Source organism: Sphingomonas sp. Leaf33, from assembly GCF_001421785.1.
Classification (GTDB): domain Bacteria; phylum Pseudomonadota; class Alphaproteobacteria; order Sphingomonadales; family Sphingomonadaceae; genus Sphingomonas.
Genome location: NZ_LMLB01000001.1, coordinates 670170 through 687631 on the forward strand (window position 1 = coordinate 670170; position 17462 = coordinate 687631).

A 17462-nucleotide genomic window follows, 5' to 3' on the forward strand; every position below is an offset into this window, starting at 1 on the left:
GCCTGGACGCTAGGTCAATCATAGCCGCTGACCTCGTCAACTAGGTTCACGAGGTCGGTGCTCTCGCGCACGGCGAACGGCAGGCCATCCGCGTTGCAGTGACGTTCGGCGCGATCGCTTGTGCCCTTGAGACAAATCGGAACATGGCCGTACAGCGGCCGTAGTTGCTCTCCATCGAGCACTGCGGAAGCGATCAGGAGGTACCGAGCGTTTTGATATGGTAGCGTCTCGAAATCCGTGAAACACTTCTCGATTAACGCCTTCTCGTCGACGCAGCGCAGCCAGATCAGAATGGCCGCCGCCTCGCCCGATTTGATGTCCTCCCGCAGCTTCCGATCGGCCAACGCGACCAATTCGTCCGACCGGTGCTTCCGGACCGCTAACAGCATCCAGATGTTGTAGTTCTGCCAGTCATGGATGGCGCCGTCCTCGGCGAGTAGGAAGGCCTCTAGCGCCGGCAGGCAGCGTCCGTCCCGGTCCAAAGTGGCGATCAGGCGGCAGTATTGGTCTGTCGTGACCGCGTGCTCGGACAGCGAGCGAGAAAGGGTGTCGAGCAGGTTCACCGATAGCGCGTCTCCCACGTCGAAAAGGCCAGACTCGACTATCTTCGCGACGCGGTTCACCGCGAAGCGAAACGTCCGCGTCTGCGAGTCCCCCGCGGCGATGCAGCGGCTGAGTATCTCGAAAATGTATGTAACCGACTTGGTCACGATGCGGCGGCTGCGTGACTGCCACATCTGGTTGATGGCGATCGTGGAGCTGTCCTGTGAAGGGAAGAACTCCGCAAGTTTCGTCCCCGCCACGTCCGGCGCTAGGATCTCGGTCTTGTTGGCGTTGATGTTGAGGCCGACCTTCCGCAACTCCCTGATAAGGTCCTGCAAGGCGCGTCTAGCATGGAGTTCGGAGTCGGCGATGACGCGTATGTCGTCGACGTAACGGTAATAGTCATAGCCCTTTCTCGTCATCTCCCTGTCCACGAATGACAGCAGGATGTTTGACAGGAATGCTGAGGCGTCGCGGTTCTGCGGCAGGCCATGGTCCCGGCTGAACGTCCATTGGGTGAGCAGCCTGTCGAGCGTCGCAATGGCATTGCGTATCTGCAGCTTTTCCGGCCCGGTTGCGGCGATGTTCGGAACCGAGTTATCAAGCGCGTCGATGATCTGCACGCGCGAGACATTTTCGAAGAAGTTGCTGAGGTCGGTGACTAGCAGGTGCCGGCCAGACCTGCGGAAAGTGAGCGTCACGCCCTCAAACGTGAACCAGCGGTCGATCTTGTTCTTGAAAAGGTATTTCTCGTCGAGCGGGGACGGCTCATAGCGGTAGCTGAGAACTCTGTGGCCTAGAAGCGGGTCGTAAAACGGGATGAGGAAGCTGCAGATCGCTTGATAAACGAACCGGTCGAAGAAATCGGTCTCCAGACCGTACCGTTCGCCATAACCCTTCTTCGGGATGTTCCGGACGACGCTTCGCGTGCCCTTGTATACGCCGTTCCATTCCTGCAGGAGCGAGAGGATGATCCGCTCGGCCTCGGCCGGACTTTTGAAAAGATCGTCGTACTGCAGGCAATCGAAATACCAGTCGTCTCGCATGTCCTGGCGGAGGTGCTTTAGCACGAGGTCGAACTTGACCGGGAAGCCAAGCGCCTGACCGTTAAGCCAAAACGCCGGGTTGAGCACGTAGTCGGTTCCCTTGCCGACCTCTTCACCGCTTTCCACCCGAGTAATTCCTCAGTTTCGCTCGATTGAACCCCAGACCTTGAGGCGGTCTACCGCGCCTTGGCAAGTTCGCAATTTCCCAAGCACTAGGGCACTGCCGCTCGAGCATTTCCACAACCTTGAGCCGTCCGCTGCGAGGCCGTGCTCGCTTCACTGCATTCAGGGCGTCCTCCACGGTCCGACTGCTTTCGTGATCCTACGGCCGAGAAACTCCCTGGCGAGGTTTTTCTCCTGAGTCTTCATGGCCTTCTGCAGTTCATCCCTATTCGCCCTGAAGTGAGCTAGGCGCCGCGGCACGCGGCTGGCGGCGTCATCGGGGACTCGCATCCACACGTGGCCGCGCCGGTCGATGCATGCGAGCAGCAAGGTCCATGCGGCGTAAGCCTCGTCGTTCCCTGCAACCGTCCAGTAGGTGCCCCACCAGTGCCGCGCGAACGCACCGCGCCTCACCCATGCGTCAGCCGCGCGCGTGCGCGAGACACGGAGACTGTCACCCGGCCCGACCGGCCACTCCGGGATATCCCCGTTCCAGGCTGGGTCAAAGGCTCGGATCCTGCGGCTGCGCTGCAGTTGCCAAGTCACCCCCGAGGATACGTCCGCCTCCACGATGGCTGTCAGCCAGTCGCCACATCCATTCAGCGCGGCGGCCAGGACGACGTCGAACAGCGCCAGGTCCGTCGTCGCGTCGGACAGCACCCGCTGGCGGATGGCCTCCGGGCACTCCCGCACCCGGAAGGCGATGTGGCTCATCTTATCTATGCCGGCGTCGCCGACGAATGTGGTTGAAAGGGTCTGTCGGAGTGCGAGCCAAAGCTCCTCGCCGCGCGGGGGATCGCGTTGGAGCAGCGCCTCGCAAAGCGCGACGTAGAACCCTTCGCTCCGGCGGACCCGACGTCGGAAGTCCGCAGTCGGCTCCTCCATCCCCTCCAGCCATGCGCCGACCGCAGCCGGCGCATGATCGATGAACGGGATCATGTCCGGCGAGCGGAAGTCCCGCATGTGGAGCGAGGCGCCCTCCGCCCGCGCCTGCTCAATGCGCTCCTTGGCGGTCTCTACCGCCTTGTCGCGGATCTCACCCCGGCGGTCGACGTCCATCGCGGCGTTCAGCCCCTCGAGCGAACCATCATCGGGCCCGTAGGCTATCGTCATGGTCACTGCGGCGGGGTCCTCCGCGCGCCGCTCGTCCACGATCGCGATCGCCGAGCCCGGATCCAGGGGTTCCGGGGCAGGCGCCTCCACTATGTGGCGCAGGATCGCCGTCGCGATCTCAACATCCTCGGGCGATCCACCGCGCGTGGCCACCGCTCTCGGCAGCAGCCATGGTGCAAGCGACGGGGCCACCTGATCGAACGGTAGTCCAATGGTCGCCGCAGCCACTGCCAGCGAGCCGAAGTGGTCGATCCAAAGCGTCGGATCCCCGGTCCAGCGCCATCTATCGTCGGCCAGGACACGCCCAAGCCGCCTCGCGTCGGACTCGTAGAGCAGGCGCATCGCAATCCCGCGCCTCTCTTGGTCCGAGTCGACGACCCGCCCCTGGATCCAGTCCCAGCTCCCGTCGCCAATTGGGGCATGGACCATCGCTAGCAGCATGAGGAGCTGAGACGCGATCGCCGGATCGGCGTTGCGGTAGCGCTGGACCAGAGCGTCCACGTCCGGCTCGCTGAGCGGAAGAAGCAGGTCCTCGTAATCGTTATAGACGCTGGAAAGGCCAGCCTCGAGGATGTGCTCGATGCGTTGGACTGTCGAAAGGTCGACCAGCTCGAGCAGAAGCATGCGGCTGCGGACGTCGTTCTCCGACTGCGCCACCGGCCCGAGCGGGGCGAGACGGACCTCGCGGGCCGCGGCCCAAACCTGCTCATCCACCAGCAGCAACTGCTCCGTGGATCTGACGGCGGCCATGGCCCGAGCCTCGTCATCGCGGCTCGGCAGCCCCGCCAGCTTCCCGCGATGAAGTGCGGCGAGGGCGTCCGGCACCGTCCGGGCGGCCGCCGGGGTGATCTCCTCGAAGCCGTGATCCTCCATCGTGTGGTAGGCGCCTCGGTCGAGCGTGGAGACGTCGATCGACTGCAGTGCCTGCCGCATCTCGTGCACAAGTGGGGGCGGAGGGTCCAAGCGGTAATCCGTCCAGAAGGCCTTCGCCCGGTCGACCCGCCGGCGAAGCGGCAAGCGAGTGTCGAGAATGGCCTGGTCGACGTGCCGGCGCTCGAGCGCGAAAATACTGTTGGCCGGGTCGTCCAGGTAATCGGCCTCGTAGTCGAAGCCCCGGTCGATGTCGGGATCCCGCTCCACCGCGAGCGCCTCCAGATCCTCATCGCCGGAGAGCCAAAGCATGAGCGCCGCGACGCGAGCGGGAAGCCAAGCCGCGACGCCGGGTTCGGGCGTCAGGCGAAGCATGGCATCCGATTTCGCCCTCAGCGCGTCGGCGGTCTCAGCGAAGTCTACCTGATTGAGAAGGCAGATCCACTTGAGCTTCTCCCAGTCGTCATACCGCCGCATGATCGAGACCCTGAGCGCCGCAAGCTCGAGCACATCGATGGCCTGCACGAGGCCGCCCGGTTCGAGAAGCTGTGCAACTGCCTCGCCGAATTCCAGCCTGCTCCGCTCCACGAGCGTCACCTCGTGGCCGAGGATCGTGCGCGGCCCATCGGCGTCGGCCCCGACGCGCGCGACCATCGCCTGCGATCGGGAGCGTTCCTGATCGGGATGGCGGCGGTCCGGAGGATCGACGTCCCTCGAGATCGTCGACAGCCACCGGACGCAGCGGCCAATCACGCGCGTCCGGCAATCGGAGTCTGCCGGAAGCGCACGCAACGCCTGGATGGCGAGCGCCTCAGGTGCTCCCGACGACGTCTCGACGATGTCGAGAAGCGGGTCGCAGAGCGGCTGCGCCATGCGGACTACCTCCGACCGATGACGCTCGGGCAGGTTCTGCGAATGTAGCCAGGCCGAGACCAGCGGGGAGAAAAGGTCATCGCCGCCGGTCTCGCCCGCGAGCTGGATCGCGACCGCAGCCCGGAGGATCTCGACCTTCTCGTCCAGGCCCGCGATGGGGTCCAGCCAGTCCTCGAGCGCGCGCTGCACGAGATCCCGGTCCGCGAGCCCGCCGCGCTGCAGATGGTCCAGGAGGGCCACACCCAGCGCCTGCGCGACGAGGGCGGACGACAGCTCATAGCCGTGCGAGCCCTGCCGGTTGGCGAAGTCGCTGTCGACGATGTCGCTCAGGCGGCGGAAAACCTCGGCCTCGCCCAGGTCCGGCCTCCCCACCATCGAACCGATGGCGCCAAGGTCGAACTTCCGCATGCCATTCAGGCGGTTGCGAGCCACCTCAGCCAGCCATGAGAGCCACTCCTGCTCACCGAAGGCGCTCGTGGCCGGGGCGAGCGTGGTCCTGCCATACTCCCACAGAAGACGGTGGATCGTGACCTCTCCGCCATCGACCAGCCGATCCCGTAGGCGCACCACCAGGCTAAAGAGGCGCGGCGTCCGCGCGATCTCCATCAGATCCTCGTGTAGGTCCGAACGGGTCAGCCCCTCGAGTGCCAGCCGCTGATCGAGCTCTCCACCCGGCGCGTCGTCGAATGGACCCACTTCGACCACCTCCGGCTTCTCAACGAGCGAGGCGAGCCGGCCAAGGCGTTCGGTGAAATGCAGATTCCGCGTGACCGCGACGACGCGGAACCGCTCACTGAACTCCGGTGCCTGGAAGACCGAGAGCACGTCTTTCCAGGGCGCTGACACGAACTCGTTCATGCCATCGAACACGACGGTGATCGCCGGACCCTCGTCCGCCGGCCTCTTGAGCACGCGGTCGAGCCGTCTCTGCCAGTGTTGCGCGTCGCGAGCGTCCGTCATCTCGTAGAGACGCTCGGCCAGGAAGCGTTTGATCGATGTCCGGGACACGCCCGACAGGTCCGATGCGAAGCGCGAGGGGACGAGGATGACGATGGGCTGCTCGTCGAGGCGCTCCACAAGCCAGTTCAGGGTGGCCCAGGTTTTGCCGCTTCCCTGAAAGCCCATGACGACCGCGGGTGCGTCGGCCGCCGACCTTCCCGCCCACCAGGCATCAAGCCCTGCATGAACACCGGCTCGGCGGATGTGCGCATGGGCACCGCCTGCCGCATCCTGGCCAAGTTCCGACTGCGAGACGCGAGGTTCGCCCCAGATCGACCGCAGCCTCACGTGACTGACGTCACGGAGACGGTCAAAGCCGAGGTTCCAGGCTTCCAGGTCGCGGCTGAGCGAGGCCAGGGCCGCGCAGCCATCGCTCTTCAGCGCCCGGGCTAGGGCACCGGCGTCGCTCGAGACCATCTGATCTAGCACGGACGGGGCAGCAGTGCAGAGCGCCGCAAGCGCTGGGAAGCCGTCGGACTTCCAGTCGATCACGACGATGGGAACCCCGGTGTCGTCGCTCTTCCGAAGGAGTTTCTGCTCGAGTTGCTCCGGCGCAGGACGGGTGGCGACAAGGAACCACGCTTCCAGGGCGTGGTCCAGTCCGAGCGCGTCGTCCACCTCGCCGAGCAACTCGCGGTCGCTGAGACTAGTACTGTCGGCGTAGCGCTTGGTCTCGATACGGAACCGCCGGCCCCTGCGTCCAGCCGGGCCTGCATCGCCGCCATGCTGGAAGCCGGACTTCGCCACGGCGATCCCAACGTCGAGAAGCTCGGAGATGAGCGCCGCGGCCACCTTCTCGAACTCACCCGGCGTCAGCGACTGAAGTCTCGCCCTCAGGTCTGCAAGCATCTCATCGGTCGTGGGAGCCGTCGCCATCTACGTTAGAAATCCCATTCGGGTCGAACACGCCTTCACTGTCTGCTATTCGATCAGACGCGGTGCAACGCCTTTGACCCTCGAGATCGGAATTCCTCGATCCCACTTCGGGCGACGCCGGCGTCAGATGCGCACGAGGGACGTCAACAAGGTTGCTTGGAACATCGAGCGCAGGAGAAGTCGAGAATCTCACGGCGCGCTTTCCTGTTTAGGGAACATAGCGTAAACACGGGAAATGATCTGTATCTGGTGCCTCAACGATTTTTCTAAGCTCTCGCTTGAGCACGGGATTCCCGAGGCGCTCGGCTGTCCGCCCGATTTGGAGCTTCGCGACACCACCTGCGCCGGGTGCAACAATCGCCTCGGCACGATCGATCAAGTTTTGTTGAAGTCGTTCGAGGCGATCAGTGTGATGTATGGCGTGCCCCGTAAGAAGGGCCGGCCGCCCACCATCGACAGCTGGCGCGCGATCAGCAGTGAGCATAGGCCAGGCGGCCCCCACATCTTCATCAACGGCGGCCCCGGCATCGTCGATGTGAAGGGCAAAAAGCTCTATCCGGCGGCGAAGTCCAATGGCGTCACCGATCTCTGGATGAAGCCGGACGAAGGCAAGCTCGGCTTCAGTATGGAGTTCGGCAACGACCCGCGATTCCTGCCCGCGCTTTACAAGATCGGCCTCAATCTCGTCGCTAGAAACTACGGCGCCGCTGCCGCCGCTCTCCCCGACTACGACCATATTCGGGGCTTCGTGGGCCAGGACAAATCCGTGCCAGCGCTCACAGCCGTGCTGGCGACGGAAGTCATTCCGCGCGCGGTCACGCATGCGTCCGGACCAATCGTGAAGCCGGGGCGACCCTATCCCATGTTCCAGATCACGATATTGGGTGTCACCCTGATCATCGACCTCGCGCCGGATCAGCTGGGGCTTCGCGATATGCGCGGCGCGGCGACGATCATGGGCGAGAGCCTCTATGTCTTTCCGACCAAGCGCGCGGCCTGATCGGAACGCCGTGATCATGGCGGCGAGGCGAGCGCGCTTTGCCGAAGTACGGCGGTCATCCGCCCTTCGGCAGTTTGCGGATGGACGGCGGTGACGATCGCCTCGATCACAGGCGGTTCCAACCCCGCGCGTCCCCAGTCGAGATGGACAGGCGCGTCATAGGCGAGCGCAAGCGGCTCCTCGCCTGGCGGCGCCAGTAAGTTGGTCCAGCGGATGTTGGGGCGGGTGCGCAGGTGCGACGGCCACGTCCCATCCAGTGCGTTGGCCTTGAGCACGATCTGCAGGCAAACCGAACCCATGGTGGTGACGAATAGCATATAGGGGGTGTCCCGGCTGACGGAGGCCCGTCGCAATAGCGCTGCGGCAAGCAGCGGCGGAGAATTGCCGATGATCGAGAAGGAGATGCCGACGACCATGTGCGGCAGCAGATCGTCGTCGGGTGAACCAAGCCAGGCGATGATCTTCGTGAAGTTCGGCAGTTCGTCGTCCGGCAGTAGCGCCACCGCCATCTTGACCAGAGCCTTGTAAGCCTTGGCCGGAACGAAGCGCTCGGTCCCGCCAGAGATGCGGAAGACAAATTCGCCAGTCTTGAAGTTCACGCCGAAATGGTCGCCGAACGGCGTGCCGTTGGCGCGCATCGAGATCGACCGCTGGCCATCGACGATTCGGTGGCGGATCGATGTGGGGCCGTCTGTGCGTCCGGTTTGGCGCACCTTGTTGCCCTTGCCCTGTGTGCCGCCGACCGTGAGGATCGCGCCCATGCTCTTGACCAGCGCGTCGTCGAACGCGCCGAACCGCGCATTGCAGGCGTCGCATTCGTCGAGCGAAGTCACCCATTTATTGCCGAACGCCTCGGGCAGCGTATGCGCGACGTTGCGAAACGCACGGGGGTCGGTCTCGCCGCAGAACCGGCAACGCCCCTTCGTGCCCAACGTGACGCCCGGCTCGCCCAAACTGCCCTGGACCATGGCGACAATCGCATAGTCAAAGCAGTCGAGCCTCGCATCAGGGGGCACGGACAGGACCATTCTCCATCTTCATCTATGTCGTGGCAGCGGCGCCGAATCGGTCGCGGCGCGGCAACCGAGATCTGGGCTTTTCGCGCGAGCGGTTCGCGCGGCGAGCGACCGCGGCCTCGCGGATCGCCTTCTCGTCTTTGGCGATCGCCCGCTCGGACTGCGCCAGCGCGCGCGGGATGCGGTCATGCAGCTTGCTGAGCGCCATCAGTTGCGCAATCTTGTCGAGCGTCCACGAAGTCGGAAGCAACAGCATCGTGATGTGCATCAGGCTCGAGGCCAGATTCTGGCCGGGCTCGACAAACCCTACATTGCTGGCGCCCGCGATCACGGCATAGTGGCGGTCGAGCGAACCAAGTCGATAAGCGATGCCCTTGGTGCTCGCATGCACATTATGGCTCGCCATCTTGTAGTGCGATCGCATCATCGCCCGGCCGGCGGCATCCTCGATATTGCTGAAATTGGGTCTCGAGTTGCCCAGATGCGCCGCGACCCAGCCATAATCGCCGCCGAAATCCTTGCCGTAACGACTGATCGCATCGGCATAGTCGCGCTCGATCCGCGCGGCCGCCCTTTTCGAGAACGGCGCATAGCCGAGCTTCGGATGGCATTGCTGATACTGCCCGAGACCCTTTTTCGCCTCGATGATCTCGTGGACGAGATAGCGTTCGGCTAGGGCTTCGCCGCCATCGCCCAGCACCATCGCGACGCAGGCGACCTCGTGCAGCGTGCGCCACCGCGCCATTGCGCCGTCGGCATAGCCGTTCTCCATCAGCACCATGATCTCGGACGCGATCTGGATGGCGCGGACATGAAGGTGTGAGAGCGCTTTGTTGAGATGGGCGCGACGGCGCGATGGCGAGCGACTGGCCCGACGATGAAAATCGGTGCCGATGTCGCGCGACAGCTCGATCAGCATGCGAAGCGCGTCGAAGCCTTTTCCCCAGCGCACCTGAAGGTTGAACCGAAACTGCTCCATCTGGATGTCCGTCGCCTCGCGCCACGCCGCCCAGTCGCGTTCGTATTGGCGCAACATCCTGACCGCAGCGACCTCAGCCGTGCCGTGGATCAACTCAGGTATCGTTTCACTGATTTTGTCGACAAATTCCTCCGCGCGCGCGAAGTCAGCGTCGGTAAATTCGAGCGCGATCTCCTCGTCGGTCTCGAATTCAAGGACATCCCCGTCGTCGCCATCCTCTTCGTCAGAGCCGGCACCAAGCAGTCGATCGACGATCTGCTCGACCAGTTTTTTGTTCTCGGCGTGCCCGGCTGCCTTGAGCTTGTCGCGTACAAGCTCCGTCGCGATGATCCGCGGCATGGTCGCCAGTTGCTCTTCAAGCACGGATTGCAACGAACCCATCAACCGATTCCCGCTGCCTCAAGTGGGATGGAAACGTAGCGGAACGAAAGGGAAACGACAACGGCGTAGCGATGCACGCGCCATCGTCGATCATCCGTCAGGAACGGCGGCGCGGCGTTGTCCGCTCAGCGCCCGGACTATATGATCGCGATCGCAAATGGTGATCACGAGAGACAATCACTTCGTTCCGCAATGGCATCAAAGGGGCTTCCTCGAACCCGGTCGCTCGACCGTGGCCTATCTCGACCTGGCGCCGCGCACCAAGCTTCTCGCCGACGGGCGCGTCATCCGCGAACGATCGCTGTTCGATGCGCCGACGAAACGCTGCTTCTTCCAGACCGACTTATACTCGACCTTCTTCCTGACCGAGGTGAATGACGAGATCGAGCGGAAGTTGTTCGGCGATATCGATACGCGAGGATCGCAAGCGGTCAGGGCTTTCGCGGGAACTGACATCGCCGCTTGGCACGAGCATTTCGGTACATTCTTCGAATATATCGATATCCAGAAGCTGCGGACGCCGAAGGGCCTGGCGTGGTTGCGGGCACAATATCCTGCGCTTCACCAGAATGAGCTGATGATGGAGATGCAGGGCATCCGCATGCTCCACACCACGATCTGGACCGAGTGCGTGCGGGAGATCGTCTCCGCTGAGGATGCCGGCGTGAAGTTTCTCCTGACCGACCATCCGGTGACGATCTACAATCACGCCCTACCACCCGAAGCGCCGCAGTGCGCCTTTCCCCATGATCCGGGGATCGCGTTGAAAGCATCGCAGACCCTGTTCCCGATGAGCCGTGACCACTGTCTCATCCTGACAAACCTCGAATATGCTGAAAATCCGTCGGTACCACCGCTGGAGAAGCGGATTTTCGCGCGCAACTTCCGCCAGTCGATGGTGCGCACGGACAAGATGATACGCACGCGGCGGCTCACCGACATCGGAGTGGCACGCATCAACCATGTGCTCAAAGCGCGGGCTCAGCGCCATATCGCCGCCGGCAAGCGCGAATGGCTCTATCCCGAACAGCACGCGAGCGGATCATGGGCCGACCTTGCTGCAACTCTGCTCCCCCCGCGTGACGAGCTTTGGCATTACGGCGGCGAAACCTATGTGGGGTTCGAGGACGGCAGCGTCCGCTACCAGGATGCCTACGGCCGGACAGAGAAGGAGCGGGAAGCCCTTAAGAAGGTCCCACTGGCAAAGGAACTGGCTCCGGGCGCCCCCTGCGGCTGCGGGTCGGGACGTCCCTACCGCATCTGTTGCAAGACAAGGCCACCTGCGCTGCGGCCAAGCTGGACAGAGCGTAGCATTCGCGAGCGCAATCTGGTCCTTCATCGCGGCATCCTGTCGATCCTGGGTCTCGACGCGGGCAAGGACTGGACAGCGGTCAGGCGCGAGTTGACCGATGACCAGATCAAAGAGGTCTACTTTCTCTACGAGGCGCTCTGGCCGCTCGAGACCGACCTGCTCGCGCTACTGCCCAAACCCGACGGGCGTCCGCGCGCGGTCTACACCGGATCGCTCCATCCGCGGTCCATCGTCGAATTCGCGCTGGGCGCGTCGCTCTATTTCGGCGAGCTGATCGTCGAAACGCCATTCGTCCATGCTGGCACCGTAGCTGAGAAGTATCGGCCGACCGAGCATCCGCGCAGCTATCATCTCGAATTTCTGAAGGCCGTGGCCTTCTTCCTCAACGTCATGCCACTTGTGGACGCCGGAATGATCAACCTCATCCCGGACCCGTGGACCTTCGATTACCATCTCCGCCGCGAAACCATGGCGATGGCCGAGGAGCGCGCCGCTGGCATCGACATCAGCCTCCGCGGAGAACCCCGGCTGGAAGAATTGATGCGTGCCGACTTCATGCGCGACGTCCTGATGTGGCCCTGGGATGCGCAAGAGGCCCGGATGCGTGAAAACTTTCCCGATCTTGATGCGGCCGGCATCGCGGAAATATGGTCCGAGCTGGAACGGCTGAAAGAAGAGGACCCGCTGACGGCGCTGCAGGACGGCATCTTCGAAGGCGGCAAGGAAGGCGGCCAGATGCGCCTGATGCAGATGGGTCCGAATTTCGAGATTGCCATGTATCTCGCGCAGGCGACCGGGGCCTCGATCGTGACCGACAGCGCATTCCGCTGGCGAGAGATCTTACGCGCGTCGCGGCCCAAGTCGGGAGCGCGGCCGGCTCGCTTTAGGCGGCTTGCGGGCAACATTGCTGATGCCGCTTTCCTGTTTCCTGACAATCCCGATCGCATCATCCAGATGGCACGCGAGGGCGCACTCGCCGGCTATCCGGCGCTGTTTGCCGAGATGTTCCATTATCTAGCTGGTGCAGAGGAACGCGGTCTGCGGCTGAATTTTGAGGCGGGGCTTGCAGCCCGGTTTGCCCGCACTCATGCGGTGGCTCAGAAAGCGCTTCGTAAGCGCGCAGAGCCCGGCAATCGAGGCAGGATCTCTTGCGTCTTCGCGCCAACCGGTGTTCAGGACAATACGATCAATCGCCTACTGCTCATGTCTAGTTCCGAGCACCACCTGCCGATGGTGCCTATGGCCTTCTACATCCAGCGCATGAGCGGGGAGCGTTGATCGCCTGCTTCCCAGTGCCGGTGCGAACACACGGATGAACGCAGCTGGTAGGGGTGCAATCTGAACCTCGGACGGGCCGGTATATCGGCGACTGCTGACCCGGCCATTGGCTCGATCGAGTGTCAGCTTTTCCAATCTCGGCTTGAAAGCTGATCGGCAGACGACGGTCCACTTTATGTTATTCTGCGATGCCGATCAGGCGACATCTGAATGCCCGCTTTTGGCCAGCGCTGCCGCTCGACCTATCGCTCTGGAACGGCAAGAACGTCCCACTTTTCGCCATTCCAGCGAGTCTTCAGGGCGATCGCGAGCCGATGAATGAATGTCGGAAGCTGGGAGGACGGTTAGGCGCCTCGGATGTCGCCTTATGGGTCTTCGTCACGGAACGACCAATCGCGAGTCGGTTGATTTTGGCCGCTCACCGTGCCGGTCGTGTTTTGACACGCGCCGCCTCGGACGGTCGCGGCCTTCCCATTTCTCCGTCTTACCCTGACAGTTTTGGGAAAATGCATTCGGGAACAGATTTCGGGAAAGCTAATCCCCCAGGTGTCAGCTTGATCGGTGCCGGGGATTACCGTCACTGGGTCGTTTTCGGGAAAGCCTTGGCCGCCTTTGTCGCCACTTTTGAGGAGAAAAGGCATCAACCCCACCAGTTCAATCCAGATCAGCTGCCCGGTTGCGCACTTGCTTGGTAATTCTCCTGCTGCGATTCGGTGGAGTAATTGGCAATCGGCGGCGCGTAGGCGTTGATGATCGATCCGATAAGTCCGGGAAAGCGCGCATTCACTTCGGCGAAGCGCGAGTGGTTGCGCATCTCGACGCCATGCCGTTCGCTGCGGATTAGGCCAGCCTCGCGCAATATCTTGAGATGGTTCGACAGCGAAGACTTCGGGATGACCCGGTCGCCCAGCGCCGCGACATTGGAACAGGCTTCGACGACGCCTGCCGTCAAGATCTTCGCGAGGATCGCGGCTCGATTGGGATCCGACAGCGCATGCAGGATCGCCTGCGGCTCAATGTCGTCGATGGACGGGTGGAACAGCGGTCTCATGACATCGGACTAGCACAGCTTGACAGGTGGTTCCATAGTTCTCATATCCCGAACAATGGAACGTTTCAGCCAGGCCGACGTGTTCCGTTCACTCGATCAAGGAACAATGCAATGACGAAGCTTGCAGGCAAGGTGGCCGTCGTGACCGGCGCATCCAAGGGGATCGGCGCAGGGATCGCCAGAGCACTGGCGGCGGACGGCGCTGCGGTCGTTGTCAACTTTGCCTCCAGCCGGAACGAGGCGGATGCCGTCGTGCGGGATATCGTTGCCGCCGGCGGCAAGGCGGTCGCGATCGCGGGTGACGTATCGATCGCCGCCGATGCGCAGGGGCTGATCGACGCCGCCGTGTCGCAGTTCGGCGGGCTCGACATCCTCGTGAACAATTCCGGCATCTGGACAGCCGCGCCGGTCGAACAGGTGACCGAGGACGAGTATCGCCGCGTGTTCGACGTCAACGTGCTCGGCGTCGTGCTGACCAGCCGGGCGGCGATCGGGCATCTGCGCGCGGGCGGCAGCGTCATCAATATCTCGTCGTCGATCACCACGCTACGCTCGCCGGGCACGTCGCTCTACACCGCCAGCAAGGCAGCGGTGAACGCGATCTCGGACGTGCTTGCCAAGGAACTGGCGCCGCGCAACATCCGCGTCAACGTCGTCAGCCCCGGCTTCGTGGTGACCGAGGGGACGACGGCGGCCGGCATCGCGGGGTCCGAGATGGAAACCGGCATCGTCGCGCAGACCCCGCTCGGCCGGGCCGGCGCACCGGACGACATCGCCTGCGTCGTGGCGTTCCTCGCTTCCGATGACGCGCGCTTCGTCACGGGCGAGAACATCGTCGCCAGCGGCGGCCTGCGCTGATCCTTTCCGCTACTCGGCGGCCGGCCTTTCCCTTCCTCCCTGAGGTCGGCCGTCGAGACATGTCGATACGCCCCCGGCCCGGCCGGCATGCCGGTCCACCGTCACAGGAACACGATCCATGAAAGCCGTTCAATTCAAGAGCTATGGTGAGCCCGATGTCCTGCACATCGCCGACATCGACGCGCCGCACGCCGCCGCTGGCCAGATTCGCATCGCGGTGCGTGCCGCCGGCGTCAATGCGCTGGACTGGAAACTGCGATCCGGCCTCTACCGCGACTTCATGCCGATCGAGTTTCACTCCGGCGTCGGGGCGGAAGCCGCCGGCATCGTCGATGAAGTGGGCGACGGCGTCACCGGCGTCGCTGTCGGCGATGCGGTGTTCGGCATCACCGTTCGCCGGACCGCGATGGCGGAGCACGCGGTGCTGACCAGTTGGGCGCACAAGCCGGACGCGATGCCGTTCGAGGTCGCCGGCGCGCTGCCGATCGCGGCCGAGACGGCGGTCCGGATCCTCGACCTCGTCGGCATCAAGGCGGGCGAGACACTGCTCGTCGCCGGCGCGGCGGGCGGTGTCGGCAGCGCGGTGGTGCAACTGGCGCGCTATCGCGGTGCCACCGTCATCGGCACCGCGCGCGCGGCCAAGCACGCCTATCTTCGTGATCTCGGCGCGATCCCGACGACCTATGAGCCCGGTTTACCGGATCGGGTGGCGGCGCTCGCATCGCACGGCATCGATGCGGCGCTTGACCTGGCCGGTGCCGGCGTCATCCCCGATCTGGTCGCGATCGTCGGCGATGGCGCGCGCGTCCTGTCGATCGCCGATATCGACGCACCCAAGCATGGCGCGCAGGTGACGACATCGCAGGTCGATCAGCCCGGGATCGCGCTGGCCGAGGTCGCCCGGATTTTTGACGAAGGGGCGTTCCGCGTCCACATCGACGGCCGTTTCCCGCTCGACCGGATCGCCGAGGCCCAGGCGATCAGCGCCGCCGGACGGGTCGCAGGCAAGCTGGTGGTCACCGTCTCCTGACGACCGCGCAAGGTGGCGGCGCGGCGGTGTCGTGCCGCCACGCCGCCGCCCCTCTCAACGCGCGCCGTCGATGACCATGCCGCCGTCCGGCGTCAGCGTGTAGCCGGTGAGGTAGCGCGCATCCTCGCTGGCGAGGAACAGCAGGACCGGGGCGATATCCTCTTCCGGCGATCCGTAGCGGCCGAGCGCATTGGTGGGCGGCGGCACATCGACATCGCCCCACGTCTCCGCGACCGGCTGCACGGTATTCACGGTGATCCGGTCCGGTCCCCATTCGCGCGCAGCGGTGCGGGTCAGCGCGCGCGTCGCCTCCTTGGCCATGTTGTAGGGCGCATAGGGTGACATCCCCGTCATTGCCGCGGGCGAACCGAAGTTGATGACGCGTCCCGCCGCGCTAGCCTTCAGCCAGGGGTAGCAGGCTTGCATCGTCCTGAGGCTGGCGATCGGGCCGGTATCGAAATTGCGCTGCAACTGCTCGACCGACAGATCGACGACGGACGACGCCACGGCGGAGGGATCGAACGCGATGTTGGCGAGGATATCGACACCGCCGAACGCGGCGACGACCGCGGCGACGGCAGCGGTGATCTGGCCGGCATCGGCGACGTCGCAGACGACGCCGAGCGCCGTGCCACCGTCGGCCTCGATCGCGGCGACGACAGCATCGTTGCCGTCCTGCGTGCGGGACAGGACGGCGACCTTCGCGCCTTCCGCCGCGAACAGTTTCGCGGTGGCCCGCCCGATGCCGCGGCTTGCGCCGGTGATGATGGCGATTTTTCCGTCGAGACGACCCATGATCAGTTCCTTGTCGTTGAGGTGATGGAGGCGGCGGCCGGCGCGTAGGGCGATGGTTCCTCACGCGCGGCGTTCTGCGTCGCGAACGACAGCGCCAGCAGGATCAGGCCGAAGACCGCAGGGATCGATCCGCGCGGCTTGCCGACGCCGAGATGCGCCATGCCCGACAGCAGCAGGTGATAGAGAATGCCGGCACAGGCGAGATCGCTGAGCGCGACGCTGATCCGCGAGAGGATCGCAGCGACCGCGAGCAGCTTGATCGCCGCCATGACCGGCACGAGATACGCGGCGCGATAGCCGAGGTCGCTCAGCACCCGCCGCACATACGCGCGTCGCATCAGGTACAGCCCGGCGGACGACAGGTACAGCGCCGACAGCAGCGCCGTGCTGATCCAGTAGACATAGGCTTCGGTCATGCGCATTCCTGATCCAGGCGGGTGTCGCCGAAACGCGTTCGTCTTCCGCGACGCTCTGCATCCGAAATGCTATGCTGGATGATCCTGCACAAGTAGGATGGTTTTACCGGGCCTACTATGGAATACCAGACCAATGACTGCGACCGACTTCACGATGCAGCACGAGATGCGCCGCGCCTTCGCCATGCTGTCAGGCAAATGGAAGCTGGAGATCATGTGGCTGCTGCATCAGCGCGTCCACCGCTTCGGCGAGCTACGCAAGGCGATCCCCGGCATCACCCAGCACATGCTGACCGCACAGTTGCGCGAACTGGAGGCCGATGGACTTATCACCCGCACCGTTTTCGCCGAAGTGCCGCCGCGCGTGGAGTATGAGATGACAGCGAAAGCGCGCGGGCTGGGGCCAACCATGGAGGCGCTGGCAGCCTGGTGGAGCGAGCACGGCACATCATCGCCTGTTAGGCCGACGCCCAGATACCATAGGGATTAGGTTCCGCATGACCTTCTGCGAAGCGCCCGGAGCAGCGAAGTGATCACCTTGCCAGTCACTGCGGTTTGTCAGGCCGCAAATTTCTCAATTTGCCATCATTTTTGGGAAAGCTGGCGGGGCAGCGGGCAGGGCCAAAGCTCAGCACCTTCCAAGCTGCTAACATGAACGGATGGCAGAGGATGGGGAGCCAAAAGCAGGCCGCGAATGCCCGGTTGTGGGTCTGTCCGGCCGCGGAGCTGCCAGTCGCCTTGCGACCCAAAGGCAGACGTAGCCGAGGCAAGTTCCCGGTCTTGGAAGCTGACAATCTGAACCGGGGTGCTGACACACGCAAACCCCCGGAAAACTGTGGCCGCGTCTGCAGCGTCAAAACCGAC

General features: G+C 63.9%; 12 protein-coding genes. 5 read left to right on the forward strand and 7 right to left on the reverse strand.

All coding sequences use genetic code 11. The annotated features are described in order from the left end of the window. Positions 1 to 14: 14 nt before the first annotated feature. Positions 15 to 1715: an RNA-directed DNA polymerase gene (locus ASE86_RS03410; protein WP_056422344.1), complete on the reverse strand. Its 1701-nt coding sequence runs from the start codon at positions 1713 to 1715 to the stop codon at positions 15 to 17. Between the two features lie 159 nt (positions 1716 to 1874). Then, a complete protein-coding gene (locus ASE86_RS03415) occupies positions 1875 to 6482 on the reverse strand; it encodes a hypothetical protein (protein ID WP_056422349.1) in 4608 nt (1535 codons plus the stop codon). 235 nt (positions 6483 to 6717) lie between these two features. On the opposite strand from ASE86_RS03415, the gene ASE86_RS03420 reads away from it, so the two are divergent. After that, positions 6718 to 7482 carry an HNH endonuclease gene (locus ASE86_RS03420; protein WP_056422352.1) on the forward strand — a complete coding sequence of 255 codons (765 nt, stop codon included), beginning with the start codon at positions 6718 to 6720 and terminating at the stop codon, positions 7480 to 7482. Positions 7483 to 7496: 14 nt separating this feature from the next. Here the strand turns inward: ASE86_RS03420 and ASE86_RS03425 are convergent, their stop codons facing one another. Together ASE86_RS03425 and ASE86_RS03430 are read right to left on the reverse strand one after the other, a co-directional pair. Then, a complete protein-coding gene (locus tag ASE86_RS03425) occupies positions 7497 to 8510 on the reverse strand; it encodes an HNH endonuclease (protein WP_056422355.1) in 1014 nt (337 codons plus the stop codon). Between the two features lie 13 nt (positions 8511 to 8523). After that, positions 8524 to 9858, reverse strand: a complete 1335-nt coding sequence (locus ASE86_RS03430) for a DUF5677 domain-containing protein (RefSeq protein WP_056422357.1) — start codon at positions 9856 to 9858, stop codon at positions 8524 to 8526. A gap of 157 nt (positions 9859 to 10015) precedes the next feature. Between ASE86_RS03430 and ASE86_RS03435 the strand changes: the two genes are divergently transcribed. Further along, complete coding sequence (locus ASE86_RS03435; RefSeq protein ID WP_056422359.1) at positions 10016 to 12448, forward strand: DUF4238 domain-containing protein; 2433 nt, start codon at positions 10016 to 10018, stop codon at positions 12446 to 12448. 664 nt (positions 12449 to 13112) lie between these two features. On the opposite strand, the gene ASE86_RS03440 is transcribed toward ASE86_RS03435, so the two are convergent. Beyond that, positions 13113 to 13499 (reverse strand): ArsR/SmtB family transcription factor, encoded by a 387-nt coding sequence (locus ASE86_RS03440; RefSeq protein ID WP_056422364.1) that lies wholly within the window; start codon positions 13497 to 13499, stop codon positions 13113 to 13115. A gap of 111 nt (positions 13500 to 13610) precedes the next feature. Here ASE86_RS03440 and ASE86_RS03445 point away from each other — a divergent pair, with 111 nt between their 5' ends. Together ASE86_RS03445 and ASE86_RS03450 are read left to right on the forward strand one after the other, a co-directional pair. Next, entirely contained in the window at positions 13611 to 14357 is a 747-nt protein-coding gene (locus ASE86_RS03445) for a glucose 1-dehydrogenase (RefSeq protein ID WP_056422366.1), read from the forward strand. 118 nt (positions 14358 to 14475) lie between these two features. Continuing rightward, positions 14476 to 15387, forward strand: coding sequence for an NADP-dependent oxidoreductase (locus ASE86_RS03450; protein WP_056422369.1), 912 nt, complete (start codon positions 14476 to 14478; stop codon positions 15385 to 15387). 54 nt (positions 15388 to 15441) lie between these two features. Here the strand turns inward: ASE86_RS03450 and ASE86_RS03455 are convergent, their stop codons facing one another. Both ASE86_RS03455 and ASE86_RS03460 read right to left on the reverse strand, forming a co-directional pair. Then, a complete protein-coding gene (locus ASE86_RS03455) occupies positions 15442 to 16182 on the reverse strand; it encodes an SDR family NAD(P)-dependent oxidoreductase (protein WP_056422370.1) in 741 nt (246 codons plus the stop codon). Positions 16183 to 16184: 2 nt separating this feature from the next. After that, positions 16185 to 16598, reverse strand: a complete 414-nt coding sequence (locus ASE86_RS03460) for a DoxX family protein (RefSeq protein ID WP_056426545.1) — start codon at positions 16596 to 16598, stop codon at positions 16185 to 16187. A gap of 133 nt (positions 16599 to 16731) precedes the next feature. Between ASE86_RS03460 and ASE86_RS03465 the strand changes: the two genes are divergently transcribed. Beyond that, positions 16732 to 17088, forward strand: coding sequence for a winged helix-turn-helix transcriptional regulator (locus tag ASE86_RS03465; protein WP_056422373.1), 357 nt, complete (start codon positions 16732 to 16734; stop codon positions 17086 to 17088). The last annotated feature ends 374 nt before the right edge of the window (positions 17089 to 17462 follow it).

Coding starts and splice junctions, on each gene's coding strand:
- ASE86_RS03415 (WP_056422349.1), bottom strand. CDS start 6,482: ATGGCGACGGCTCCCACGACCGATGAGATGCTTGCAGACCTGAGGGCG.
- ASE86_RS03420 (WP_056422352.1), top strand. CDS start 6,718: ATGATCTGTATCTGGTGCCTCAACGATTTTTCTAAGCTCTCGCTTGAG.
- ASE86_RS03425 (WP_056422355.1), bottom strand. CDS start 8,510: ATGGTCCTGTCCGTGCCCCCTGATGCGAGGCTCGACTGCTTTGACTAT.
- ASE86_RS03430 (WP_056422357.1), bottom strand. CDS start 9,858: ATGGGTTCGTTGCAATCCGTGCTTGAAGAGCAACTGGCGACCATGCCG.
- ASE86_RS03435 (WP_056422359.1), top strand. CDS start 10,016: ATGGTGATCACGAGAGACAATCACTTCGTTCCGCAATGGCATCAAAGG.
- ASE86_RS03440 (WP_056422364.1), bottom strand. CDS start 13,499: ATGAGACCGCTGTTCCACCCGTCCATCGACGACATTGAGCCGCAGGCG.
- ASE86_RS03445 (WP_056422366.1), top strand. CDS start 13,611: ATGACGAAGCTTGCAGGCAAGGTGGCCGTCGTGACCGGCGCATCCAAG.
- ASE86_RS03450 (WP_056422369.1), top strand. CDS start 14,476: ATGAAAGCCGTTCAATTCAAGAGCTATGGTGAGCCCGATGTCCTGCAC.
- ASE86_RS03455 (WP_056422370.1), bottom strand. CDS start 16,182: ATGGGTCGTCTCGACGGAAAAATCGCCATCATCACCGGCGCAAGCCGC.
- ASE86_RS03460 (WP_056426545.1), bottom strand. CDS start 16,598: ATGACCGAAGCCTATGTCTACTGGATCAGCACGGCGCTGCTGTCGGCG.
- ASE86_RS03465 (WP_056422373.1), top strand. CDS start 16,732: ATGACTGCGACCGACTTCACGATGCAGCACGAGATGCGCCGCGCCTTC.